This is a genomic window from Pseudomonas sp. B21-015, assembly GCF_024749285.1.
GTDB lineage: Bacteria > Pseudomonadota > Gammaproteobacteria > Pseudomonadales > Pseudomonadaceae > Aquipseudomonas.
In genome coordinates this window covers 4,399,532-4,423,092 of record NZ_CP087196.1, presented here as the reverse complement: position 1 = coordinate 4,423,092, position 23,561 = coordinate 4,399,532, and the positions used below count along the sequence as shown (strand labels likewise).

The 23,561-nt window shown below is 60.4% G+C and carries 23 protein-coding genes and 1 pseudogene; 5 read left to right on the top strand and 19 right to left on the bottom strand.

All coding sequences use genetic code 11. The features are described 5' to 3' along the window. Window positions 1–132: 132 nt before the first annotated feature. Window positions 133–447: a helix-turn-helix domain-containing protein gene (locus tag LOY38_RS20175; RefSeq protein WP_258696753.1), complete on the bottom strand. Its 315-nt coding sequence runs from the start codon at window positions 445–447 to the stop codon at window positions 133–135. A gap of 407 nt (window positions 448–854) precedes the next feature. On the opposite strand from LOY38_RS20175, the gene LOY38_RS20170 reads away from it, so the two are divergent. Beyond that, complete coding sequence (locus LOY38_RS20170) at window positions 855–2,615, top strand: bifunctional diguanylate cyclase/phosphodiesterase (RefSeq protein WP_258696752.1); 1,761 nt, start codon at window positions 855–857, stop codon at window positions 2,613–2,615. Between the two features lie 63 nt (window positions 2,616–2,678). Here the strand turns inward: LOY38_RS20170 and LOY38_RS30385 are convergent. Beyond that, window positions 2,679–2,855, bottom strand: a pseudogene (locus LOY38_RS30385) (amino acid ABC transporter substrate-binding protein); the annotation flags it as partial. A gap of 269 nt (window positions 2,856–3,124) precedes the next feature. Between LOY38_RS30385 and dnaX the strand changes: the two are divergent. From dnaX to recR, 3 genes are all read left to right on the top strand, one after another. Further along, window positions 3,125–5,206 carry a DNA polymerase III subunit gamma/tau gene (dnaX, locus tag LOY38_RS20160; RefSeq protein ID WP_258696751.1) on the top strand — a complete coding sequence of 694 codons (2,082 nt, stop codon included), beginning with the start codon at window positions 3,125–3,127 and terminating at the stop codon, window positions 5,204–5,206. A gap of 67 nt (window positions 5,207–5,273) precedes the next feature. After that, window positions 5,274–5,612 carry a YbaB/EbfC family nucleoid-associated protein gene (locus LOY38_RS20155; protein WP_008028561.1) on the top strand — a complete coding sequence of 113 codons (339 nt, stop codon included), beginning with the start codon at window positions 5,274–5,276 and terminating at the stop codon, window positions 5,610–5,612. A gap of 325 nt (window positions 5,613–5,937) precedes the next feature. Beyond that, the gene (recR, locus tag LOY38_RS20150; protein ID WP_258696750.1) at window positions 5,938–6,540 is read left to right on the top strand and encodes a recombination mediator RecR; all 603 of its coding nucleotides are present in this window, start codon (window positions 5,938–5,940) and stop codon (window positions 6,538–6,540) included. A 22-nt stretch (window positions 6,541–6,562) separates the two neighbouring features. Here the strand turns inward: recR and LOY38_RS20145 are convergent, their stop codons facing one another. The 17 genes from LOY38_RS20145 to ccoN (LOY38_RS20065) form a co-directional block, all read right to left on the bottom strand. Continuing rightward, window positions 6,563–7,111: an adenine phosphoribosyltransferase gene (locus LOY38_RS20145; RefSeq protein WP_258696749.1), complete on the bottom strand. Its 549-nt coding sequence runs from the start codon at window positions 7,109–7,111 to the stop codon at window positions 6,563–6,565. A gap of 79 nt (window positions 7,112–7,190) precedes the next feature. Beyond that, entirely contained in the window at window positions 7,191–7,925 is a 735-nt protein-coding gene (fnr, locus tag LOY38_RS20140; RefSeq protein WP_258696748.1) for a fumarate/nitrate reduction transcriptional regulator Fnr, read from the bottom strand. A 94-nt stretch (window positions 7,926–8,019) separates the two neighbouring features. Further along, complete coding sequence (hemN, locus tag LOY38_RS20135) at window positions 8,020–9,402, bottom strand: oxygen-independent coproporphyrinogen III oxidase (RefSeq protein WP_258696747.1); 1,383 nt, start codon at window positions 9,400–9,402, stop codon at window positions 8,020–8,022. 200 nt (window positions 9,403–9,602) lie between these two features. Then, complete coding sequence (locus tag LOY38_RS20130; RefSeq protein WP_258696746.1) at window positions 9,603–10,286, bottom strand: sulfite exporter TauE/SafE family protein; 684 nt, start codon at window positions 10,284–10,286, stop codon at window positions 9,603–9,605. Next, window positions 10,279–10,497 (bottom strand): cbb3-type cytochrome oxidase assembly protein CcoS, encoded by a 219-nt coding sequence (ccoS, locus tag LOY38_RS20125; RefSeq protein WP_007905420.1) that lies wholly within the window; start codon window positions 10,495–10,497, stop codon window positions 10,279–10,281. Before ccoS ends, LOY38_RS20130 begins: the two co-directional genes overlap by 8 nt. Before the next feature lie 22 nt (window positions 10,498–10,519). Then, window positions 10,520–12,970 carry a heavy metal translocating P-type ATPase gene (locus tag LOY38_RS20120; protein WP_258696745.1) on the bottom strand — a complete coding sequence of 817 codons (2,451 nt, stop codon included), beginning with the start codon at window positions 12,968–12,970 and terminating at the stop codon, window positions 10,520–10,522. A gap of 140 nt (window positions 12,971–13,110) precedes the next feature. Then, the gene (locus tag LOY38_RS20115; protein ID WP_258696744.1) at window positions 13,111–13,650 is read right to left on the bottom strand and encodes a FixH family protein; all 540 of its coding nucleotides are present in this window, start codon (window positions 13,648–13,650) and stop codon (window positions 13,111–13,113) included. Window positions 13,651–13,661: 11 nt separating this feature from the next. Next, entirely contained in the window at window positions 13,662–15,077 is a 1,416-nt protein-coding gene (gene ccoG, locus LOY38_RS20110) for a cytochrome c oxidase accessory protein CcoG (protein ID WP_258696743.1), read from the bottom strand. A 388-nt stretch (window positions 15,078–15,465) separates the two neighbouring features. After that, a complete protein-coding gene (locus LOY38_RS20105; protein WP_258696742.1) occupies window positions 15,466–15,687 on the bottom strand; it encodes a hypothetical protein in 222 nt (73 codons plus the stop codon). Window positions 15,688–15,865: 178 nt separating this feature from the next. After that, on the bottom strand, window positions 15,866–16,849 hold the full coding sequence (gene ccoP / locus LOY38_RS20100) for a cytochrome-c oxidase, cbb3-type subunit III (RefSeq protein WP_258696741.1): 984 nt from the start codon (window positions 16,847–16,849) through the stop codon (window positions 15,866–15,868). Continuing rightward, a complete protein-coding gene (locus LOY38_RS20095; RefSeq protein WP_003175465.1) occupies window positions 16,846–17,031 on the bottom strand; it encodes a CcoQ/FixQ family Cbb3-type cytochrome c oxidase assembly chaperone in 186 nt (61 codons plus the stop codon). The genes ccoP (LOY38_RS20100) and LOY38_RS20095 overlap by 4 nt, the downstream gene beginning before the upstream one ends. 5 nt (window positions 17,032–17,036) lie before the next feature. Next, window positions 17,037–17,645 (bottom strand): cytochrome-c oxidase, cbb3-type subunit II, encoded by a 609-nt coding sequence (gene ccoO / locus LOY38_RS20090; protein WP_009042961.1) that lies wholly within the window; start codon window positions 17,643–17,645, stop codon window positions 17,037–17,039. Continuing rightward, the gene (gene ccoN / locus LOY38_RS20085) at window positions 17,645–19,087 is read right to left on the bottom strand and encodes a cytochrome-c oxidase, cbb3-type subunit I (protein ID WP_258696740.1); all 1,443 of its coding nucleotides are present in this window, start codon (window positions 19,085–19,087) and stop codon (window positions 17,645–17,647) included. Before ccoN (LOY38_RS20085) ends, ccoO (LOY38_RS20090) begins: the two co-directional genes overlap by 1 nt. Window positions 19,088–19,569: 482 nt before the next feature. Continuing rightward, window positions 19,570–20,523 carry a cytochrome-c oxidase, cbb3-type subunit III gene (gene ccoP, locus LOY38_RS20080; protein ID WP_258696739.1) on the bottom strand — a complete coding sequence of 318 codons (954 nt, stop codon included), beginning with the start codon at window positions 20,521–20,523 and terminating at the stop codon, window positions 19,570–19,572. Beyond that, on the bottom strand, window positions 20,520–20,726 hold the full coding sequence (locus LOY38_RS20075) for a cbb3-type cytochrome c oxidase subunit 3 (RefSeq protein WP_258696738.1): 207 nt from the start codon (window positions 20,724–20,726) through the stop codon (window positions 20,520–20,522). The genes ccoP (LOY38_RS20080) and LOY38_RS20075 overlap by 4 nt, the downstream gene beginning before the upstream one ends. A gap of 5 nt (window positions 20,727–20,731) precedes the next feature. Beyond that, on the bottom strand, window positions 20,732–21,340 hold the full coding sequence (ccoO, locus tag LOY38_RS20070; protein WP_258696737.1) for a cytochrome-c oxidase, cbb3-type subunit II: 609 nt from the start codon (window positions 21,338–21,340) through the stop codon (window positions 20,732–20,734). A gap of 10 nt (window positions 21,341–21,350) precedes the next feature. Next, complete coding sequence (ccoN, locus tag LOY38_RS20065; RefSeq protein WP_258696736.1) at window positions 21,351–22,775, bottom strand: cytochrome-c oxidase, cbb3-type subunit I; 1,425 nt, start codon at window positions 22,773–22,775, stop codon at window positions 21,351–21,353. 95 nt (window positions 22,776–22,870) lie between these two features. On the opposite strand from ccoN (LOY38_RS20065), the gene LOY38_RS20060 reads away from it, so the two are divergent. Further along, window positions 22,871–23,548: an alpha/beta family hydrolase gene (locus LOY38_RS20060; protein WP_258696735.1), complete on the top strand. Its 678-nt coding sequence runs from the start codon at window positions 22,871–22,873 to the stop codon at window positions 23,546–23,548. The last annotated feature ends 13 nt before the right edge of the window (window positions 23,549–23,561 follow it).

The following is a 23,561-nucleotide window of genomic DNA, read 5'->3' as shown; positions in this document are numbered from 1 at the left end:
GTTTTGTTTCCCCTGCCATGGAGCTCATCCAGGGCGGTGTTTCGTCGTTTCCGAATTGAAGAGCGGGATATAAAAAAGAGGCCGATCTGTCGCATTCGACAGCTCGGCCTCTATTTTTTTCATTTACTGGCACTAAGGCTTGGACAAGGCCTGGTCAACCGCTGCGATCAGCTTTCCCAGATCCTTCGGGGTGGCTTTGTGTATGACGCTGAACAGGTACGCCCGCTGTTCATCTTCGTCGCCCAGATCTGCGAAAAAGGCTTTCAGCTTCACGCCCAGCACGTCGGCTAGCAAAAACAGTGCTTCCACGCTGGGGGTATAGGTGCCGGTTTCGAAGCGGCTGATGGTTTTGGGGTCAAAACCGGTTTTTTCGCCGAGTTCAGCCTGAGTAAGCCCTGCGACCTTGCGGTAGCGTCGGATGGCCAGACCCAAACTTGAAATTTGCATCGCTCAATTCCCATTTAGAATCAAGAACTTAACGATAGATTTTTGCATTAGGCAACTGCATGATCCATCACCTTGCTTTGCAAAATGTGATGCATTTCGTAGAATCGCCGCTTCGAAGGAGGTTTTGATGAGCTGCTTTCTGAAGTTTAGGCGATATGAAACAGCCAGCATTGTCCTCCTTTGGCGGGTATATGGAGAAGCCGTTAGCGATCTGAAATCCTCGCGAAATGTTACCAGAGTCGGTGTTGCTGCCTTGCCCGAGGCCTTTGAGCCTGTTTGGTCCGGGGGCCATCAAATGCTGTTCATGGAGTGATAACGTGTCTCTGCGCAGTACGTCTCAAAACATCTCTTCCGGGCATCCTGCGCTGGTCGAGCGGTACCACCGCTAGCGACAGTGAGCCTGACTCATGGATGAGAAATACCGCAGGGCCGTGGATGCTGCCGCCATTTTTTCCGAGACCGATCTGAACGGCCGGATTACCTACGTCAACGATCAATTCTGTGCTGTGTCCGGCTATAGCCGCGAGGAGTTGCTCGGGCAGAACCATAGCTTGCTGAACTCCGGCCTGCATTCCGCTGATTTCTTCGCCGCCATGTGGCGCACCATCGCCCTGGGCAATATCTGGAAGGGCGAAATCTGTAATCGCGCCAAGGATGGCAGCCTGTATTGGGTCGACAGCACCATGGTGCCAGTGCTCGATAATGACACCGGGTGCATTCACCGATACCTGTCGATTCGTTTCGATATCAGCGAGAAACGCCAACTGCTGCAATCCCTGCAATGGCGGGTCGGGCATGATGTGCTGACCGGGCTACCCAATCGCGCTTTCCTGTCGGATTTGCTGGATCAGGCGCTGGAATTCTCTCGGGATGAAAACATTCCGCTGGCGGTGTGCATGCTCGACCTCGACGGGTTCAAGGCGGTCAACGATGGTTACGGTCATGCCAGTGGCGATATGTTGCTGGTGGAAGTGGCCAAGCGTCTGCGCGACATTGTGCGCGGCGAAGACGTGGTAGCGCGACTGGCCGGTGACGAATTTGTGCTGGTGTTGCGTTACGTGCGTGATCTGCCGGAATTGTGCGGGGCGCTGAACCGTGTGCTGGGGGCGATCTCGGCGCCTTACACGCTGCACGGCAAGGACATCAATGTGTTCGCCAGTATCGGCGTCACCCTGTTCCCCCACGACAACGAAGATGCCGAAACCCTTCTGCGGCACGCCGATCAGGCGATGTATGTGGCCAAGCAGAGCGGGCGAAACCGCTTTCATCTGTTCGATGTTTCCCGGGATCAGGAGGTCAAGGCCACTCACCAGACCGTCGAGCGGGTGCGTCAAGCGCTGGTCGCCGGTGAGTTGCGCCTGCATTTTCAGCCCAAGGTGAACATGCGCCGTGGCGAGGTCGTCGGTTTCGAGGCATTGCTGCGTTGGGAGCATCCGCAAAACGGCATGGTGCCACCTCGGGAGTTTTTGCCGCTGGTGGAGGATACGGACCTGATCATCGATATCGGCGAATGGGTGATGGACCAGGTGCTGTCGCAGTTGCATCGTTGGCAGCAAGTGGGGCAGGGCTGGCCGGTCAGCATCAACATTGCGGCGCGACATTTTCAGCGCGCGGATTTCGTCGACCGGCTCAGGCACGTACTCGCTCGACATGCCCAGGTCGCTCCGCAGATGCTCGATCTGGAAATCGTCGAGTCGGTGGCGATCGAGAATATTCAGCATGTCAGCGCCTGTTTGCAGGCCTGTCAGGCGTTGGGGGTGCAGTTTTCCTTGGGTGACTTTGGCACGGGGTGCTCGTCCCTGAGCTACCTCAAGCGTTTACGAACCCAAACCATCAAGATCGATAAGTCGTTTGTGCGCGACATTCTGATCGATCGTGACGATCTGGCCCTGACCACGGCGGTCATTGGCCTGGCCCGGGCGTTCGACCGGCAGGTGATCGCCGAGGGGCTGGAAAGCCTTGAGCACGGTGCATTGCTGTTGCGGCTGGGATGCGACGTTGCTCAAGGCTATTTCATCGCCCGCCCCATGCCGCCCGGGGAAGTGCTGGACTGGGTGGCGGGGTTTGTCGCTCCGTTGCAATGGCAGGCACTCGACCGCGATCAAGCGCTCCCTGTAGCAGCTGCCGAAGGCTGCGCAGCAGTCGTAAATCCTGAGTTCACGGTTTAACTGAAAGACCGCAGAGCCTGTTCTGACGACGGCTACGCCGCCGAACGCAGCCTTCGGCAGCTGCTACGGGTTGGTATCAGGGATGCCGGTATAGAGCCGGATGATGTCATCGATCTCCCCGGACATTTTCATTTGCAGCAACGTACGCAGAATGCGTTGTACAGGCACCTTGGGGTCGTTGCGCACATAACAACCGACGGCTTGTTCATGCACCAGCGCCAGGCTTTGCAGTTGCTGGTCGGCCGGCCGTGCTCGATTTGCGCCATGGGCATGGCCAAACTGTCGGCCACCACGAAGCGCAACGGCGCTTCGGCGGCCGCGACGCTCAGGCTGACCCATAGCAGTGCCCCCAAGGCAAAACGCATAAATGCTCCGGAACGGCTCAATCCTGGGCCGATAAAAGCTCTTCAACATGCAGCTTAGCCAGATTAGACGAGCGCACCGGATGCAATTTTGGCCTTGCTCCGCTAGCATTAGCCGCTTCTGTTCCTTCGTTGCGACGGTTTTCGATGAGTTATCAGGTTCTTGCACGTAAATGGCGTCCGCGCTCGTTCGGCGAAATGGTCGGCCAGACCCATGTGCTCAAGGCTCTGATCAATGCCTTGGACAGCCAGCGGCTGCACCACGCGTACCTGTTTACCGGTACGCGCGGGGTCGGCAAGACCACCATCGCGCGGATCATTGCCAAATGCCTGAACTGTGAAACAGGTATCACTTCGACCCCCTGTGGCGAGTGCTCGGTGTGCCGCGAGATCGATGAAGGCCGCTTCGTCGACCTGATCGAGATCGACGCCGCGAGCCGGACCAAGGTCGAAGACACCCGCGAGCTGCTCGACAACGTGCAGTACGCGCCGAGTCGTGGGCGCTTCAAGGTCTACCTGATCGACGAAGTGCACATGCTCTCCAGCCATTCCTTCAATGCGCTGTTGAAAACCCTCGAAGAGCCGCCGCCCTACGTCAAGTTCATCCTGGCCACCACCGATCCGCAGAAACTTCCGGCAACGATTCTCTCGCGGTGCCTGCAATTCTCCCTGAAGAACATGACCCCGGAGCGGGTGGTCGAGCATCTGACCCACGTGCTGAGCGTCGAGAACGTGCCGTTCGAAGATGACGCACTGTGGCTGCTGGGCCGCGCTGCCGACGGTTCGATGCGTGACGCCATGAGCCTGACCGACCAGGCCATCGCCTTCGGTGAAGGCAAGGTGCTGGCCGCCGACGTGCGCGCAATGCTTGGTACCCTCGATCATGGCCAGGTCTACGACGTCCTGCATGCGCTGATCGAAGGCGACGCCAAGGCGTTGCTCGAGGCCGTGCGGCATCTGGCCGAACAAGGCCCGGACTGGAACGGCGTGCTTTCGGAAATTCTCAACGTGCTGCATCGCGTCGCCATCGCCCAGGCCTTGCCTGAAGGTGTCGACAACGGCCATGGCGATCGCGATCGGGTGCTGGCACTGGCCCAGGCGCTGCCGGCCGAAGACGTGCAGTTCTATTATCAGATGGGCCTGATTGGTCGCCGGGATTTGCCGCTGGCACCGGACCCGCGCGGCGGCTTCGAAATGGTCCTGCTGCGAATGCTCGCGTTCCGGCCGGCAGACACCTCGGACGCGCCGAGGCAACCGCTAAAGCCAGTGGGGATCAGCCAGGCCACAGTTGATTCCGCAAACTCAGTGGCTGCCGCGCCGGTAGTCGTTGCGGCGGTTGCACCGGCTCCGGTGGCGCCCGTGGTTGCACTGGCCCCTGTCCCGGCAGTTGAGCCTGAATCAATTGCGCCCGTGGTCGTGGCCGTGCCTGAGCCCGAGCCTGTGGTCGAGCCCGTAGCGATCGAGGAAGTCGTTGATCTGCCCTGGAACGATCCGGTAGAGCCCGAGGTTGTCCAGCAACCCGCTGTCGAGCCGGTGCTGGAAACGGCCGGCGAACAACCCGAATTGCCACCGATGCCCATGCCGACGCCGGACAGCGTGGTGCCGGACGCCCCGGAATGGGCCGCTGCGCCGATCCCGGAACCGTCCGTGGCCGAAGTCGATGCCGCGACGCCAGGCATGGACCCGGACGACGAGCCGCCGCTGGACGAGGATTACATCGAGCCGGACATGGATTCGGCCTACAGCTACCTCGACGATCTGGCCAGTGAGCACACCGCCGAACCTGCGCCGGAACCCGAGCCTGAACCGGCCGCGATGCCAGCCACGGGCCTGGCCCTGCAATGGCTGGAGCTGTTCCCGAAATTGCCGGTGTCCGGCATGACCGGCAGCATCGCCGCCAACTGCACGCTGATCGCCGTCGATGGCGACAACTGGCTGTTGCACCTGGACCCGGCCCACAGCGCCTTGTTCAACGCCACGCAACAACGTCGCCTCAATGATGCGCTGAACCAGTTTCATGGGCGTACGCTGACCCTGAGCATGGAGCTGATCAAGCCCGAGCAGGAAACCCCGGCCCAGGCCGCGTCCCGGCGTCGGGCCAACCGTCAGCGCGAGGCCGAGGAGTCGATCCATGGCGATCCGTTCATCCAGCAAATGATGCAGCAGTTCGGGGCGGTGGTCCGTCACGATACTATTGAACCTGTCGAGGCTCTGGTCAGTCAGGGCTAATAACTGAAGGCGCTTGGCCCCAACGGCCGGGCGCTGTTTTTATCCAAGTACTTTTGAGGTGATTCCCATGATGAAAGGTGGCATGGCCGGCCTGATGAAGCAGGCGCAGCAGATGCAGGAAAAAATGGCCAAGATGCAGGAAGAGCTGGCCAACGCCGAAGTCACCGGTAAAGCCGGTGGCGATATGGTCACCGTGGTAATGACCGGTCGTCACGACGTCAAGCGCGTGACCATCGACCCAAGCCTGGTCGAAGGCCTGAGCGAAGACGACAAAGAGATGCTGGAAGCTGTATTCGCCGCTGCCGTCAACGACGCTGTGCGCAAGATCGAAGCCAACAGCCAGGACAAAATGTCCGGCATGACCGCTGGCATGCAACTGCCACCGGGTATGAAACTGCCATTCTGATTCGCCAACGCGCATTGGATCGGTTACAAAAAATGCCAGGCATCGCGCCTGGCATTTTTGTTTCTGTCTGTTGGAAGTGTGGTGCCTGTGAGGCAGCCTTCGCGGGCAAGCCCGCTCCCACAGGGATCACCTAAATCCTGTGGGAGCGTGGCTTGCCCGCGATGAAGTCACCTCGGTACCACTGACGAAACATCGAACGCGACACCCCCACAAAGGTCTGCTCCCTATTCGGTCGGATTCGTCGATCAAGGAGACGCTGTTATTTGACGCTAAACAGAGGCACGGGTATAAACCGCGTCTCGTTGTTATGTCGGACTTTTTCCCCATGAGCTTCAGCCCTTTGATTCGCCAACTGATCGATGCCCTGCGAATTTTGCCGGGTGTGGGTCAGAAAACTGCCCAGCGCATGGCATTGCAACTGCTTGAGCGTGATCGCAGCGGCGGCTTGCGACTGGCTCAAGCGCTGAGCCAGGCCATGGAAGGGGTGGGCCACTGCCGCTTGTGCCGCACGCTGACCGAAGACGATCTGTGCCCGCAATGCGCTGATTCACGCCGCGACGACACCTTGCTGTGTGTGGTGGAGGGTCCAATGGACGTTTATGCGGTGGAGCAGACCGGTTTCCGCGGTCGCTACTTCGTGCTCAAGGGCCACTTGTCGCCTCTGGACGGGCTGGGGCCGGAAGCCATCGGCATTCCACAACTGATGGCGCGAATCGAAGAGGCGGGCACGTTTACCGAAGTTATCCTCGCCACCAACCCCACGGTGGAAGGCGAGGCCACGGCGCATTACATCGCCCAGTTGCTCAGCAACAAAGGCCTGATCGCCTCGCGCATCGCCCATGGCGTGCCGTTGGGTGGCGAGCTGGAACTGGTGGATGGCGGGACATTGGCGCATTCGTTTGCCGGGCGTAAGCCGATTGCCTTGTAGCGCCTGAACTGACGCCTTCGCGTTACTTATCGCTCAACGCAAACTGCGTCAGGCAAAACGTCGGAATCCCCATGTCTTCCAGGCGCTGTGAGCCACCCAGCTCCGGCAAGTCAATGATCGCCGCCGCTTCATGCACCCGCGCGCCCATGCGCCGGATCAGGTTGGCCGCCGCAATCAGGGTGCCGCCGGTGGCGATCAGGTCATCGAACATCGCCACCGAATCGCCCTCGCACAGGCTGTCGGCGTGGACTTCGAGGAAGGCTTCGCCGTACTCGGTCTGATAACCCTCGGCCAGCACGTCGGCGGGCAATTTGCCCTGCTTGCGGAATAGCACCAGCGGCTTGTTCAACTGGTAGGCCAGGATCGAACCGATCAGAAAGCCACGGGCATCCATGGCGCCGATGTGGGTGAAGTCGGCCTCGACGTAACGATGGGCAAAGCTGTCCATCACCAGGCGCAGGGCCGTGGGCGACTGGAACAGTGGGGTGATGTCGCGAAAGATCACGCCCGGCTTGGGGAAGTCGATCACGGGGCGGATCAGGGATTTGATGTCGAAGGAGTCGATGACCATCGTCGAAGTGTCCTGGCGGGCTGCAAACGTCGCAGTATAACGGCGGCTGAACCGTTTCGCTCAGCCGCCGTCGCCAGGATCAGCCGTCGATCGAGCCGCCGGCCAGGGCGCAGAGCTGGATCGGGTCGAGGATGTGCACTTCCTTGCCCTCGGCGGCGATCAGTTCGTTTTGCTGGAAGCGGGTGAACACCCGGGACACGGTTTCCACCGCCAGGCCCAGGTAATTGCCGATTTCGTTGCGCGACATGCTCAGCCGGAACTGGTTGGCCGAGAACCCCCGGGCGCGGAAACGTGCCGACAGGTTGACCAGGAAGGTGGCGATGCGCTCGTCGGCGGTTTTCTTCGACAGCAGCAACATCATTTGCTGATCGTCACGAATTTCGCGGCTCATCACCCGCATCAACTGACGGCGCAGTTGTGGCAATTGCAGGGCCAGTTCGTCGAGGTGTTCGAAAGGAATTTCGCACACCGAGGTGGTTTCCAGGGCTTGCGCCGAAACCGGATGTTTTTCGGTGTCCATGCCTGACAGGCCGACCAGTTCACTCGGCAAATGGAAACCGGTGAGCTGTTCTTCGCCGCCATCGCTCAGGCTGAAGGTCTTCAGGGCGCCGGAGCGTACTGCATAAACGGAATCGAACGTGTCGCCCTGGCGAAACAGGAACTCGCCTTTTTTCAGCGGTCGGCCACGTTTGACGATTTCGTCCAGCGCATCCATGTCTTCCAGATTCAGAGAAAGTGGAAGGCAGAGAGGGGCCAGGCTGCAATCCTTGCAATGGGCCTGGTTATGAGCGCGCAGTTTTACTGGCTCGGACATTTCTTTAATCCTTGTGGGAAAACACACATAAGCCGTAAGGGTACCCTACGGGAGGACATTCGGGCCAGCCTGCGACAATTTAGCCATAGGGGGTCTAGATAACTCGTGAAAAACGCTGGCGATTGGTGTGTTCCAGATACGCGTCGAACACCATGCACACCGAGCGCACCAGCAGCCGGCCTGCGGGGAGTACGGTGATTCGATCGTTGTTCAGCTTAATCAGCCCGTCCTCGGCCATGTCCTGCAGCTGTGGCCAAAGTTCACCGAAATAACCACGAAAATCGATATTGAAGGCCTGCTCGATTTCCGTGAATTCCAGGCTGAAATGGCAAATCAGTTGCTGAATCACTGCTCTGCGCAAGCGATCGTCAGCGTTGCACACCAGGCCACGGCTGGTGGCCAGTTGCGCAGACGCCAAAGCGTTCTGGTACTGGGTCAGGTCGCTGCTGTTCTGGCAGTACAAATCCCCGATCTGGCTGATGGCCGATACCCCCAGACCGATCAGATCGCAATGACCGTGGGTGGTGTAGCCCTGGAAGTTACGTTGCAGGGTCGATTCTTCCTGAGCAATCGCCAGTTCATCGTCGGGCAGGGCGAAATGGTCCATGCCGATGTAGCGGTAACCGGCGGTTGTCAGCTGTTCGATGGTGCGCTGGAGCATTTCCAGCTTCTGCGCCGGCGCCGGTAGATCGTTGCCGTTGATTCGCCGTTGCGGCATGAAGCGTTCCGGCAGATGGGCGTAGTTGAATACCGAGAGCCGATCCGGTTGCAGGCTGATGACTTCGTCGACGGTACGGGCGAAGTTCTCGGGCGTCTGCTTCGGCAGGCCATAGATCAGATCGATGTTGATCGAGCGAAATTGCAGGGTTCGGGCGGCGTCGATCACGGCGCGGGTTTCTTCCAGGCTTTGCAGGCGATTGACCGCTCGTTGCACCGCCGGGTCGAGGTCTTGCAGGCCGATGCTGACCCGGTTGAAGCCCAGTTCCCGGAGCAGGCCCATGGTCGACCAGTCGGCCTCGCGAGGGTCGATCTCGATGCCATAGTCGCCGGAATCGTTATTCAGCAGATTGAAATGCTTGCGCAGCTGAGCCATCAACTGGCGCAGTTCGTCGTGGCTGAGAAAGGTTGGCGTGCCGCCGCCGAAATGCAGTTGCTCGACTTTCTGCGTGGGGTCGAGGTGGCAGGCGATCAGCTGGATTTCCTGTTCCAGGCGCTGCAAATAGGGCAGGGCGCGGCCGCGGTCCTTGGTGATGACTTTGTTGCAGGCGCAGTAGTAGCAGATGTTCGCGCAGAACGGCACGTGCACATACAGCGACAGCGGCCGCAGGGCCTTGCGGCTGTCGCGCAGGGCATGAAACAGATCGAAGGTGCCGACCTGGCTGTCGAATTGCACGGCGGTCGGATACGAGGTGTAGCGCGGTCCCGCCAGGTCGTAACGGCGGATCAGATCTGTGTCCCAACGAATGGCGTCGAGCATGCGGGCATTCCCCCGGATAGGCTGGCAGTGTCGGCGAGTCTAGGGGGGGCGGCGTTGAGGCATCTTGATTTGAATCAACGGTGGTTGGTGGTTGTGGTGGGTTTCTGTGGCGAGGGAGCTTGCTCCCGCTGGACTGCGCAGCAGTCCCATTTCTTGGGGTCGCTTCGCGCCCCAGCGGGAGCAAGCTCCCTCGCCACAGGTCAGTGGCCCATGAGCCAATGCTGATGCGGCCCCGGCAAGGTCCAGATACCGAACACCATCACCAGCAAGCCGCCGGTCATGCGCACACTGCGTTTGCGCAGCAGTGCCGTGACGCGCTCGGCCGCCAGCCCTGTGGCGAGCAGCACCGGCCAGGTGCCCAGCCCGAATGCCAGCATCAGCAACGCACTGTCCAGCGCATTACCCTGACTCGCCGACCACAGCAATGTGCTGTAAACCAGCCCGCACGGCAGCCAGCCCCACAGCGCGCCCAGCAGCAGGGCGCGGGGCAGGTTCGATACCGGCAGTAGTCTGTTGGCAATCGGCTGGATATGCCGCCACAGGCCGCGACCGAGGCTTTCGATGCGGGTCAGGCCGCTCCACCAGCCGGCCAGGTACAGCCCCATGGCGATCAACAGCAGCCCGGCGAGGATGCGCATGAACATTGCCGCCGGGCTATTGGCCACGGCCCAGCCGGCCAGGCCGATCAGCAGGCCGGCAGCGGCATAGCTGAGAATTCGCCCCAGGTTGTAGGCCAGCAACAATCGAAAGCGTCGGCTGCGTTGTTCCTTGGGGATCGCCAGGGTCAGCGCGCCCATCAAGCCACCGCACATGCCCAGGCAATGTCCGCCACCGAGCAGGCCGAGGATTAGCGCCGATACCAGCAGTGGCGCCAATTCAAGCATGGGGCGGCGCCTTGTCGTCCGGTTTGGCCGGATGGCCGCTGGCCTCGTCGACCGCAGCCTTGTGGTTCGGGTCCTGGTCGTCGAACAGGATGCTATGGGCCGGGCCGTCGAGGTCGTCGTACTGACCGCTATCGACCGCCCAGAAGAAGATGTAGATAGCGATGGCCACGATCAGCAGCGCGGCGGGGATCATCACGTAGAGAGCTGGCATCTGGACTCCATGCCCGTGCGGCTCAGGCCGGCAGCGGACGGGTTTCTGGCGTGGTGCCGGCAGCCGGCGCGCACGGCAGGCGAGTCAGGCGCAAGGCATTCAGCACCACGGTCAACGAACTGATGGACATGCCGACTGCGGCCCATACTGGAGTGATCCAGCCGAGGGCGGCGAACGGCAACATGAGGCCATTGTACAGCGCTGCCCACAGCAAGTTCTCGATGATGACCCGGCGGGTGCGACAAGCCAGGCTGAAGGCTTGCACCAGCGCGTCGAGGCGGTTCGACAGCAGCACCGCGTCGGCACTGGTTTTCGCCAGATCGGTGGCCGAACCCATCGCCACGCTGATGTCGGCGGCGGCCAGCACCGGTACGTCGTTGACCCCGTCGCCGAGCATCAACACCTTGCGACCTTCCTGGTGCAGCTGTTGCAGCACCTGCAATTTATCGTCCGGACGCAAGCCCCCACGGGCCTCGTCGATGCCCAATTCGGCGGCGACACTGGCGACCATCGGCGAGCTGTCGCCGGACAGTAGCAGTGTGCGCCAGCCGCGCGCCTTGCACGCCGCCAGCAGGGCGGGTGCGTCGGCGCGTAAACGGTCGTCGAGCACGAACCACGCCAGCGGCCCTTGGCTGTCGCCGAGCAGCAGCCATTGGCCGGGCTCATCGGGCATCACCGGCACTTGAGCACCGCTGAGCTCGCAGACAAACCCCGGTTGGCCAATGCGCAGGCGTTGTAAACCGACCAACCCTTCAAGCCCCAGGCCCGGCGTACTGTGGACTTCTTCGGCGGCCAGCGGCGCGCGGCCAAACGCCCGGGCGATCGGGTGTTCGGAGCGGTTTTCCAGGGCGGCGGCGAGGCTCAGGCATTGATCACTGGCCAGGGCCCCAAGCGGGCGGATCGAACGCAAGGCCAGGCGACCTTCGGTGAGGGTGCCAGTCTTGTCGAAAATCACTGTGTCGATCTGGTTCAGGCCTTCCAGTACATGGCCGCGCGTCAGCAAAAGCCCCAGTTTGTGCAGCGTGCCGGTGGCGGCGGTGAGGGCGGTCGGCGTGGCCAGGGACAAAGCGCATGGGCAGGTGGCAACCAGCATCGCCAGGACAATCCAGAACGCTCGCGATGAGTCCAGTTCCCACCAGAGCAGGCCGATGGCGGCCACTGCGATAAGCGTCAGCAGTAAAAACCACTGCGCGGCGCGGTCGGCGATTTCCGCCAGTCGCGGCTTCTCGGCCTGGGCGCGATCCAACAGGCGGACGATGGCCGACAGGCGCGTGTCCTGACCCAGCGCCAAGACTTCCACGGTCAGTGCACCTTCAACGTTCAAGGTGCCGGCGGTGACGGCATCGCCCAGGGTTCGTGGTTGTGGCAGGTATTCGCCGGTGAGCAGGGATTCGTCGATGCTCGACTGGCCGTCGAGGATCTTGCCGTCGGCTGGCAGAGTCGCGCCGGGATGCACCAGCACCTGATCGCCCACGCGCAATTCGCTGAGCAGAATTCGCTCGCTCTGGCCGTCAGCACTCAGCCGCAGGCAGGAGGCGGGCAACAGATTGACCAGTTGTGCGGTTGCGGCGGCTGTGCGTTCCCGTGCGCGGCGTTCCAGATAGCGCCCGGCCAGCAGGAACAGCGCAAACATCCCCACCGCATCGAAATACAGCTCGCCGACCCCGGTGATCGAGGTCCAGATCCCTGCGATGTAAGCACTGCCGATCGCCAGCGACACCGAAACGTCCATGGTCAGGTGACGGGTGCGCAGATCGCGCATCGCCCCTTTGAAGAACGGCGCGCAGCTGTAAAACACGATCGGGGTGGTCAGAAACAGCGCGACCCAGCGCAAGATGGTGTGCAGCTGCGGGCTGAGGTCGATGTTGAATTCCGGCCAGGTGGCCATGGTCGCCATCATCGCCTGGAACCACAGCAGCCCCGCGACCCCGAGTTGACGCAGGGCCAGGCGGTTTTCGCTGGCCAGTTGTTCGCTGGCGCGGTCGGCCTGATAAGGGTGGGCGGCGTAACCGATGTGGCGCAATTCGCTGAGCACTTGGCTCAATGGCAATTGCGCATCGGCCCAGCGTACATGCAGACGATGGTTGGACAAATTCAAGCGTGCTTCGGCCACTGCCGGGAGGCTGCGAAGATGCTTTTCGATCAACCAGCCGCAGGCGGCGCAACTGATGCCTTCCATCAACAGGGTGGTTTCGGCGAGTTCGCCTTCGTGACGAACAAAGGGTTGCTGCACATCGGCGCGATCATAGAGCTCCAGCTCATCTACCAATTGCACCGGTAATGCTTCGGGGTTGGCCGAGGCTTCGCTGCGATGCTGGTAATAGCTTTCCAGCCCACCGGCCACGATGGCCTCGGCCACCGCCTGGCAACCCGGACAACAGAACTCGCGGGTATCCCCGAGGACGGCGGCCGTGAAGCGGCTGCCGGCCGGGACGGGCAGGGCACAGTGGTAGCAGGGGGTTGGGGTACTCATGAGCTGGAATCTATATCGTCCGGGAGGGCCTCATCGCGAGCAGGCTCGCTCCCACATTTGATCTATGTCGTGCACAAAATGCATGTACACCGCAGATCTACTGTGGGAGCGAGCCTGCTCGCGATGCGCGAAGCGCGACTTTATTTTTTCAGGTCTTCCGCGCCTTGCAACGGCTCATCACCGAGCAGCAGATCCTTGGCATGGCTGACCTGTTCTTCCTCGAACATGCGCCAGATCTTGTCATCCTGCACGCCCAGTAATTCGACGAAACGGCGGCCTTCAACCTTGTCGCTCAACTGGCCGATGTAGCGGCCCTGTTCGGTTTCGCTGCGGGCCAGGGTGATCTTGCGATCTTTCTCCGGCTGGGTGGGTGAAATCAGGTTCAGCTCAAGGGTTTTGGGCTGGCTGTTGCCGCTCAGGCGCAGATCGACTTCGCCGGTCACGTCATCCAGGTGCACGCTGGCACGCAGTTGCAGGGTCTGGGCCAGCAGTTCACGGTCCAGGGAGCGGTTGATGCCTTTGCCGGCCTCGTAATAGTTATCGTTGACCAGGTTGTCCGGGTTGTTCACCGCGATGATCACCATCGACAGGGTCAAGGTCACCGAGCAGGCCAGGATGGCGATGATGATCCACGGCCAAAGGTGCTTGTACCAGGGGCTTGCGGCAGTTGCTGCGGGCATGATCATTTCTCTCAACGAATTTGTGGGCCGATGAATCGGCTCTTGGCTTCAACGTGGACGTTGGCGTCGTCGGCATCCTTGAGGATGAATTTCACCTCGTTGGTGCTCGACGGCAGTTGCTCCGGTGCACTGGACAACTCGACCGGCTGGCTGAAAATTTCCCCGGCGGCGACTTTGATCTCACGCTTGCCTTGCAGCTTGAGGTCCGGCAGGCCGGTGGCTTCCAGCACGTACGTGTGGTCGCGCTGGTCCTTGTTCATGATCTTCAGGCTGTAGACGTTTTCGATCCGGCCTTCGGCATTCTCGCGATACAACACGCGGTCTTTGCTGACATCGAAACCGACCAGCGAGCGCATGAAGAACGCGGTCACCAGCAACGCGATCATGGTCAGCAACACCAGGGCATAGCCGATCAGGCGCGGGCGCAGTTTATGGGTTTTTTGCCCCGACAGGTTGTGCTCGGTGGTGTAGCTGATCAGGCCGCGCGGGTAATCCATCTTGTCCATGATGCTGTCGCAGGCATCGATGCACGCCGCGCAGCCGATGCATTCGATTTGCAGGCCGTCGCGGATGTCGATGCCGGTGGGGCAGACCTGGACGCACATGGTGCAGTCGATGCAATCGCCCAGGCCCTGAGCCTTGTAGTCGATGCCTTTCTTGCGCGGGCCACGGCTTTCGCCACGACGCGGGTCGTAGGAGACGATCAGCGTGTCCTTGTCGAACATCACACTCTGGAAGCGTGCGTACGGGCACATGTAAATGCACACCTGCTCGCGCAACCAACCGGCGTTGCCGTAAGTGGCGAGGGTGAAGAAACCGACCCAGAAATACGACCAGCCATCGGCTTCGCCTGTGAAGAAGTCGATCACCAGTTCGCGAATCGGCGAGAAGTAGCCGACGAAGGTCATGCCGGTCACGAAACCGATCAGCAGCCACATCGTGTGCTTGCTGAATTTGCGCAGGAATTTGTTGGCGCTCATCGGCGCCTTGTCGAGCTTGATGCGCTGGTTGCGGTCGCCTTCGGTGACCTTTTCGCACCACATGAAGATCCAGGTCCAGACGCTTTGCGGGCAGGTGTAGCCGCACCAGACACGACCGGCATACACGGTGATGAAGAACAGGCCAAAGGCACTGATGATCAGAATGCCCGAGAGCAGGATGAAATCCTGAGGCCAGAAGGTCGCGCCAAAAATGAAGAATTTACGTTCTGGCAGGTTCCACCAGACGGCTTGATGAGCGCCCCAGTTCAGCCACACCGTGCCGAAATACAGCAGAAATAGCGCGGCACCACCCATCATCCGCAGGTTGCGAAACAGGCCGGTGAAGGCGCGGGTGTAGATCTTTTCTCGAGAGGCGTAGAGGTCGACGCTGTTGTTCGCGTTCTTGGCAGGCGGAGTGACGTCGTGTACCGGAATCTGATTGCTCATCATTGCATCCCACGGCAGTGGAAAAATGCCCCGGTCAGTACGTGCCAACCGCGGTCAAAAAGAGGTGTTGCAGTGGTGCAATGATACGCCTGTCGCTCTGGCACAAGGGTGCGACCTTTGGTCACGTTGGTGGAAATCAACTGACAGTGTAGTGACTTGAATCAATTGACTTGTGAATTATGGTCGGTTTTGAAGGGGCGGCGAGCTCATTCGTCCCATGGATTGATCAGTGCAGCACCGCTGGACTGAAAATCGCTCACCCCTGCTTGTGGTCACCCGCTTCGGAGATCACGACCTTTAACGCTGTCGGCTTGCACGAAAACGGCCCCATCAGATGAGGGGGCCGTTTTTGTGGCTTCGGTCACTGTTTGGTGGTCGGTGCCGGGAATCAGGGCAGCCTGCCACCTCCCAGGTTATCCAGACCACTGCCGTTACCACGTTTTTTATCTACGCCATTGGCGTCATCTACGTCAGTTATGTGGGTGAAAGACCTGATTCGAGCATTTTGCGCGCTCGCACCTGTCGTTGAGTCTTCAGGTTCAACGTCTACAGCGTCTTGAAGCGCTGGTTCAAAGTCGTCATGCATAGTGTTGTCGTCATTCTTTGACATGTAGTTCTTCCATGTAAGTTGGCCCTGACGTTGGTCATCGGGGTGGGAATGAACGCTATAGGGCACTGAAGTTCGAGTCTATTGAGCATTTGTCTCAAGTCATGAGCACATTGCCGAGACAAAAAAAGCCCCGCCGATTTTCATGGGCGGGGCCGTTTTATTGCATCAAACGCGTGTCTTACTGGGCATCCGCCGCCGAAGCCTTCTCACCGTGAGACAGGCTGTAGACATAAGCGGCCAGCAGGTGAACCTTGTCGTTGCCTTGCAGCTGTTCTTGCGCAGGCATCTGGCCCTGACGGCCGTAACGGATGGTCTGCTGCAGTTGAGCGAAGCTCGAACCGTAGATGAACGCCGCCGGGTGGGTCAGGTTGGGGGCGCCCATGGCTGGGGTGCCTTTGCCTTCCGGACCGTGGCACGCCACGCAGTTGGCAGCGAACAGCTTCTGGCCGGCAACCGGGTCAGCCTTGGCGCCTTCCGGCAGCTTGCGGCCATCGAGGGTGGTCAGCACGTAAGCGGCAACGTCGCTCACGCCTTGTTCGCCGATCACTTCAGCCCAGGCTGGCATCACGGCGTGACGACCGCCCATGATAGTGGTCTTGATGGTTTGTGCTTCGCCGCCCCAGCGCCAGTCGGCGTCGGTCAGGTTCGGGAAACCGTAGGCGCCTTTGGCGTCGGAACCGTGGCAGACCGAGCAGTTGGAGGCGAACAGGCGGCCACCCATCTTCAGGGCTTGCGGGTCTTTTGCCACGTCTTCGATCGGCATGGAAGCGAACTTGGCGAAGATCGGGCCGAATTTGGCGTCCGACCTGAGCATTTCCTTTTCCCACTCGTGGACGCCGGTCCAGCCGGTCTGGCCGTTGGCGAACGCGGTCTGCTTGTCGTTATCGAGGTAGTTATAACCCGGCAGCAGGCCTTTCCAGTTACCCAGGCCCGGATACAGGACCAGGTAGCCCAAGGCGAAGATGATGGTGCCCACGAACAGCATGAACCACCATTTCGGCAGTGGGTTGTCGTACTCCTCGATCCCGTCGAAGGAGTGGCCGACCGTCTCGTCGGTCTGCTCGGCGCGCTGACCTTTGCGGGTGGACAGCAGCAGCCAGGTCAGGGCGAAGATGGTGCCGAGACTGAGGACTGTGACGTACAGACTCCAGAACGTAGTCATTCTTTGTTACTCCTAGAAGCTTGCTCGACGTGCTTGATGGCTTCGGGATCATCCGCGAAAGGCAGCAAGGTCGCGTCTTCAAACTCCGACTTGCGCTTGGGGCTGAACACCCACAACGCCAGACCGATGAAGGCCACCATCACAACAACGGTGCCCAGGCCACGAATCATCCCGATATCCATCTAAATCACCGTTTGCTTTTGATGATGGTGCCCAGGCCTTGCAGATAGGCCACCAGCGCGTCCATTTCGGTTTTGCCCTTCACAGCATCCTTGGCGCCGGCGATGTCTTCGTCGGTGTAAGGGACGCCGAGCGTGCGCAAGACTTCCATTTTCTTGGCGGTGTCTTTGCCGTCGAGCTTGTTTTCCACGAGGAACGGGTAGGCCGGCATTTTCGACTCAGGCACTACGTTGCGCGGGTTGTACAAGTGCGCACGCTGCCAGTCATCGGAGTAACGACCGCCGACACGGGCCAGGTCCGGACCGGTGCGCTTGGAACCCCACAGGAACGGGTGGTCCCAAACGCTTTCACCGGCGACCGAGTAGTGGCCGTAACGTTCGGTTTCAGCACGGAACGGGCGGATCATCTGCGAGTGGCAGCCGACACAACCGTTGGCGATGTACACGTCGCGGCCTTCCAGCTCAAGGGCGGTGCGAGGCTTCATGCCCTCGACCGGCTTGTTGGTGACGTCCTGGAAAAACAGCGGAACGATTTGGGTCAGGCCGCCGATGCTGACGGCGATAACCATGAAGAAGGCCAGCAGGCCAATGTTCTTCTCGACTGCTTCATGCTTCATCAGTGAGCTCCAACTACAGCAATCTTGGCGGCGGCTTCGGCTTCAACCGGGTCCGAGGCACGAACGGTACGGAACACGTTGTAGGCCATGAACAGCATGCCGCTGGCAAAGAACGCACCGCCCAGGGCGCGAACGATGAAACCAGGGTGGCTGGCTTGCAACGCTTCGACGAACGAGTAGGTGAGGGTGCCGTCGTCGTTGATTGCACGCCACATCAGGCCTTGGGTGATGCCGTTGACCCACATCGACGCGATGTACAGAACGGTACCGATGGTCGCGAGCCAGAAGTGCGTGTTGATCAGGCCGATGCTGTGCATCTGCGCGCGACCGAACAGTTTCGGGATCATGTGGTAGATCGCGCCGATCGAGATCATCGCTACCCAGCCGAGCGCGCCGGCGTGAACGTGGCCGATGGTCCAGTCGGTGTAGTGCGACAGCGAGTTGACGGTCTTGATGGCCATCATCGGGCCTTCGAAGGTCGACATGCCGTAGAACGCCAGCGATACCACGAGGAAACGCAGGATCGGGTCGGTGCGCAGCTTATGCCAGGCGCCCGACAGGGTCATCATGCCGTTGATCATGCCGCCCCAGCTTGGTGCCAGCAGGATGATCGACATCGCCATGCCCAGGGACTGAGCCCAGTCCGGCAGTGCGGTGTAGTGCAGGTGGTGGGGGCCTGCCCAGATGTACAGGGTGATCAGCGCCCAGAAGTGCACGATCGACAGGCGATAGGAGTAGATCGGACGCTCGGCCTGTTTCGGCACGAAGTAGTACATCATCCCCAGGAAGCCGGTGGTCAGGAAGAAGCCCACGGCGTTGTGGCCGTACCACCACTGGATCATCGCGTCCGTCGCGCCCGAGTAGGCCGAGTAGGACTTGAACAGGCTGACCGGCAGCGACATGTGGTTGACGATGTGCAGCATCGCGGTCACGACGATGAAAGCACCGTAGAACCAGTTACCGACATAAATGTGCTTGGTCTTGCGCTTGACGATGGTGCCGAAGAACACCAGACCGTAGGTGACCCAGACGATGGCCAGCAGAATAGCCAGAGGCCATTCCAGTTCCGCGTATTCCTTGGTGGTGGTGTAACCCAGCGGCAAGGTAACGATCGCGCCGACGATCACCGCTTGCCAACCCCAGAAGGTGAAGGCCGCGAGGCTGTCGGAAATCAGTCGCGTTTGGCAGGTTCGCTGCACGACGTAATAGGAAGTGGCAAACAGGGCACAACCACCGAAGGCGAAAATCACCAGGTTGGTGTGCAACGGGCGTAAGCGTCCAAAAGTCGTCCACGGCAGACCGAAGTTCAATTCCGGCCATACGAGCTGTGAGGCGATGAAGACACCAAGCCCCATGCCAAGGATCCCCCAGACCACCGTCATGATGGCGAACTGGCGGACTACCTTATAGTTATAAGCAGTCGGACTGATTGCTGTGCTCATTCTAAGGTTCCACGGTTTGGGTGTTTTATTAGGAGTAAAAATCGGCCGCAAGTATGTAGAAAGCGGGGGGTCATTGCAACGCGCCATGACCTGGGTCAATGCTTTCAAAAGCTGATTCTGCGGCCTTTCCATGCGCCGCGTAAGGACAAAATTGCCCTCTGACAAAATGTCGCAGCGGATGAAAAAAGCGAAGGGGTCAGGTCAGATGTAACGGTGTGTGTTCAAACGCAAAGATCGAGGGACAGACGGCAATGTGCGCGACAGCCGGTATCTACCAGCCTTTGCGGCCTGTCATCGAGCAGAATCGTCGAACACATCGGGTAAAATCGACCTGGAACCGACTCATGCCAGTCCGCACCGAGGAAGCTTAGACCCGAATCTGGTGAACCGAAAGGAAGGGGAATGGGAGGGTGCGACAATGGGTCGCAAAGAGGCAGGGAACTGCCGCATTCCGCAGAATGCGGCAGTAGAGCGGTCAAAAATTATTCGCTTTTGCCTTGTGCCTGCAAACGCTCGGTGCTGACTCCGTGGGACAAGCTGTACACGTAAGCGGCCAGCAATTGCACCTTGTCGTTGCCCAGCAGTTCGTTTTGCGCTGGCATATGGCCCTGGCGGCCATGGCGAATAGTCTGTTGCAGTTGCGCCAGGCTAGTACCGTAGATAAAACCGGCCGGGTGCGTCAGATTCGGCGCGCCCATGGCTTCAGTGCCCTGGCCGTTTGCCCCATGACAGGCTACGCAGGTGGTGCTGAACACTTGCTGTCCGGCTTGCAGATCGGCGGTGCTGCCTTCCGGCAAGGGCAGGCCGGCCAGTTCGTGACGCACATACGCCGCGACGTTTTTCACGCCCGCGTCCCCGAGGATTTCACCCCACGCCGGCATCGCAGCCATGCGACCGCCCATGATCGTGGTTTTGATCGTCTCGGCGCCCCCGCCCCAGCGCCAATCGCTGTCCGCCAGGTTGGGGAAGCCGAACGCGCCCTTGGCATCCGAGCCGTGGCACACCGAGCAATTGGACGCAAACAGACGACCGCCCATTTTCAGCGCTTGCGGGTCTTTGGCAACTTCTTCCACGGGCATGGCCGCAAACCTGGCAAAGATCGGTCCGAACTTCGCGTCAGCCTTGTTCATCTCTTTTTCCCACTCGTGGACGCCGGTCCAGCCGTCCTCGTAACCCGGCAGGATGCCTTTCCAGTTGCCCAGGCCCGGGTAAAGGATCAAGTAGCCCACGGCGAACACCAGCGTGCCGGCGAACAGCATGAACCACCACTGCGGCAGCGGGTTGTCGTACTCCTCGATGCCGTCGAAACTGTGGCCCATGGTCTGGTCGGTGCTGCCCTTGGTTTCCCCTCGGCGCGTGCCGATCAGCAGCCAGGTCAGGCCGATCAGGCTGCCGATGGTCAGTACGCAGATCCACGTACTCCAGAAGGTGGTCATGGCCGGGTACTCCTTGTTGTTGCAGGTTCTTGGGTGGTGGCGTTGCCTTGTTGCGGTTCGTCGGCGAACGGCAGCAGGCGCGCTTCGGCGAATGCCGGATCGCGCTTGCCGTTGAACACCCACAGCGTCAGGCCGACGAAGGCCACGAACACCACGACCGTGCCCAGGCCGCGGATCATTCCACTGCTCATTTCAAAGACCATGGGGCTCACCTCTTGCTCTTGATGGCAGTGCCGAGCACTTGAAGGTAGGCAACCAGCGCGTCCATTTCGGTCTTGCCCTTGAGCGACTCGACACTGCCTGCGATGTCCTCATCGGTGTACGGCACGCCGAGAGTACGCATGGCGCGGAGCTTGGTTTCGGTGTGGCTGCTGTCGACCGGATTGGCCACCAGCCACGGGTAGGCCGGCATCTTCGACTCCGGCACCACGTTGCGCGGGTTGTACAAGTGCGCGCGATGCCAGTCTTCGGAGTAGCGACCGCCCACTCGCGCCAAATCAGGTCCGGTTCGTTTCGAACCCCAAAGGAACGGGTGATCCCACACACTTTCCCCGGCCACCGAGTAGTGGCCATAGCGCTCGGTTTCGGCACGGAACGGGCGGATCATCTGCGAATGGCAACCGACGCAGCCTTCGCGGATGTAAATGTCGCGACCTTCCAGTTGCAACGCGGTGTAGGGCTTCATGCCTTCCACCGGTTTGTTGGTCACGTCCTGAAAGAACAGCGGGACGATCTGGGTCAGGCCGCCGATGCTCACGGCCAGCACCATCAGCAACAGCAGCAGGCCGACGTTTTTCTCGATTGTTTCGTGTTTCATGGCGGACTCCTCAGGCGATCTGCGCAGCAGCGGCGGCTTCGGCAGGCTGTGAGGCCCGCACGGTGCGCCAGGTGTTGTAAGCCATCAGGAACATGCCACTGAGGAAGATCGCACCGCCCACCAGCCGTACGACGAAACCTGGGTGGCTGGCCACCAGGGTTTCGACGAAGGAATAGGTCAGCGTGCCGTCCTCGTTGACGGCGCGCCACATCAGGCCCTGGGCGATGCCGTTGACCCACATCGAGGCGATGTACAGCACGGTGCCGATGGTCGCCAGCCAGAAGTGCGCATTGATCAGGCCGGTGCTGTGCATCTGCTCGCGGCCGAAGACTTTCGGGATCATGTGGTACAGCGCGCCGATGGAAATCATCGCCACCCAGCCGAGCGCGCCGGCGTGAACGTGGCCGATGGTCCAGTCGGTGTAGTGGGAGAGGGCGTTGACCGTTTTGATTGCCATCATCGGCCCTTCGAAGGTCGACATGCCGTAGAACGCCAGGGAGACCACGAGGAAACGCAGGATCGGGTCGCTGCGCAACTTATGCCAGGCGCCCGACAGGGTCATCATGCCGTTGATCATCCCGCCCCAGCTCGGCGCCAGCAGGATCAGCGACATCACCATGCCCAGCGACTGCGCCCAGTCCGGCAGTGCGGTGTAGTGCAAGTGGTGGGGGCCGGCCCAGATGTACAGGGTGATCAGCGCCCAGAAGTGCACGATGGACAGGCGATAGGAATACACCGGACGCTCGGCCTGTTTCGGCACGAAGTAGTACATCATCCCGAGAAAACCGGCGGTGAGGAAAAAGCCTACGGCGTTGTGTCCGTACCACCACTGCACCATGGCATCGGTCGCACCGGCGTACACCGAGTAGGACTTGGTGAGGCTCACCGGCAATTCCAGGTTGTTGACGATGTGCAGGATCGCCACGGTGATGATGAACGCACCGAAGAACCAGTTACCGACATAGATGTGTTTGGTCTTGCGCTGCATGATCGTGCCGAAAAACACGATGGCATAGGCCACCCAGACGATGGTGATCAGGATGTCGATCGGCCATTCCAGTTCGGCGTATTCCTTGGAGCTGGTGTAGCCGAGCGGCAGGCTGATGGCCGCCAGCAGGATCACCAGTTGCCAGCCCCAGAAGCAGAACGCGGCGATTTTCGGCGCAAACAAACGGGCCTGGCAGGTGCGTTGCACCGAATAGAAAGAACTGGCGAACAAGGCGCAGCCGCCGAAGGCGAAGATCACCGCGTTGGTGTGCAGCGGACGCAACCGCCCGAAGCTGGTCCATGGCAGATTGAAGTTGAGTTCGGGCCAGACCAACTGGGCGGCGAGAAAAACCCCGAGCCCCATGCCGACGATGCCCCATACCACCGTCATAATGGCGAATTGGCGGACCACCTTGTAGTTGTAGGCGGTACTGATAGAAGTGTTCATGGTTCCCCATCCACGGTTCAGCCGAAGTGAGAGCGTTTGCGCAAGGCAACGCTCCCTTCGTCTGGAGTTATAGGCAGACTAAAAGCGAGGCAAGCATGGACAAACAGCACAAGGCCAGTATTGACGGGGATCAATGGGCGCAGTGCGTGCAGGATCATGGATGGTTGTGGAATGCGGCCTCGACACCGGCTTCGGCGACACTGATTCTCGCTCACGGCGCCGGTGCGCCGATGGACAGTGGCTGGATGAGCGACATGGCTGTGCGCCTTGCTGCACATGGGGTCAATGTGTTGCGTTTCGAGTTTCCGTACATGGCCCAGCGCCGTGCCGATGGCGGCAAGCGCCCGCCGAACCCGGCGCCGAAATTGCTGGAGTGCTGGCGCGAGGTGTATGCCTTGGTGCGACGCCATGTCACTGGGCGTGTGGCCATTGGCGGCAAGTCCATGGGCGGGCGGATGGCCAGTCTTTTAGCCGATGAGCTGGAAGCGGATGCGCTGGTGTGTCTCGGTTATCCGTTTTATGCGGTGGGCAAACCGGAGAAGCCGCGGGTCGAGCATTTGGCGGCTCTGAAAACCCGGACGTTGATCGTGCAGGGGGAGAGGGATGCGTTGGGTAATCGTGAAGCCGTGGAGGCTTACGCATTGGCCCCGGCTATCGAGGTGTTCTGGCTGACGGCAGGGGACCATGATTTGAAGCCGTTGAAGGCTTCGGGGTTTACCCATGAGCAGCATTTGGCGGCTGCGGCGAGGAAGGTTGCGGAATTTCTACAGTAAGATTTGCAGTGCC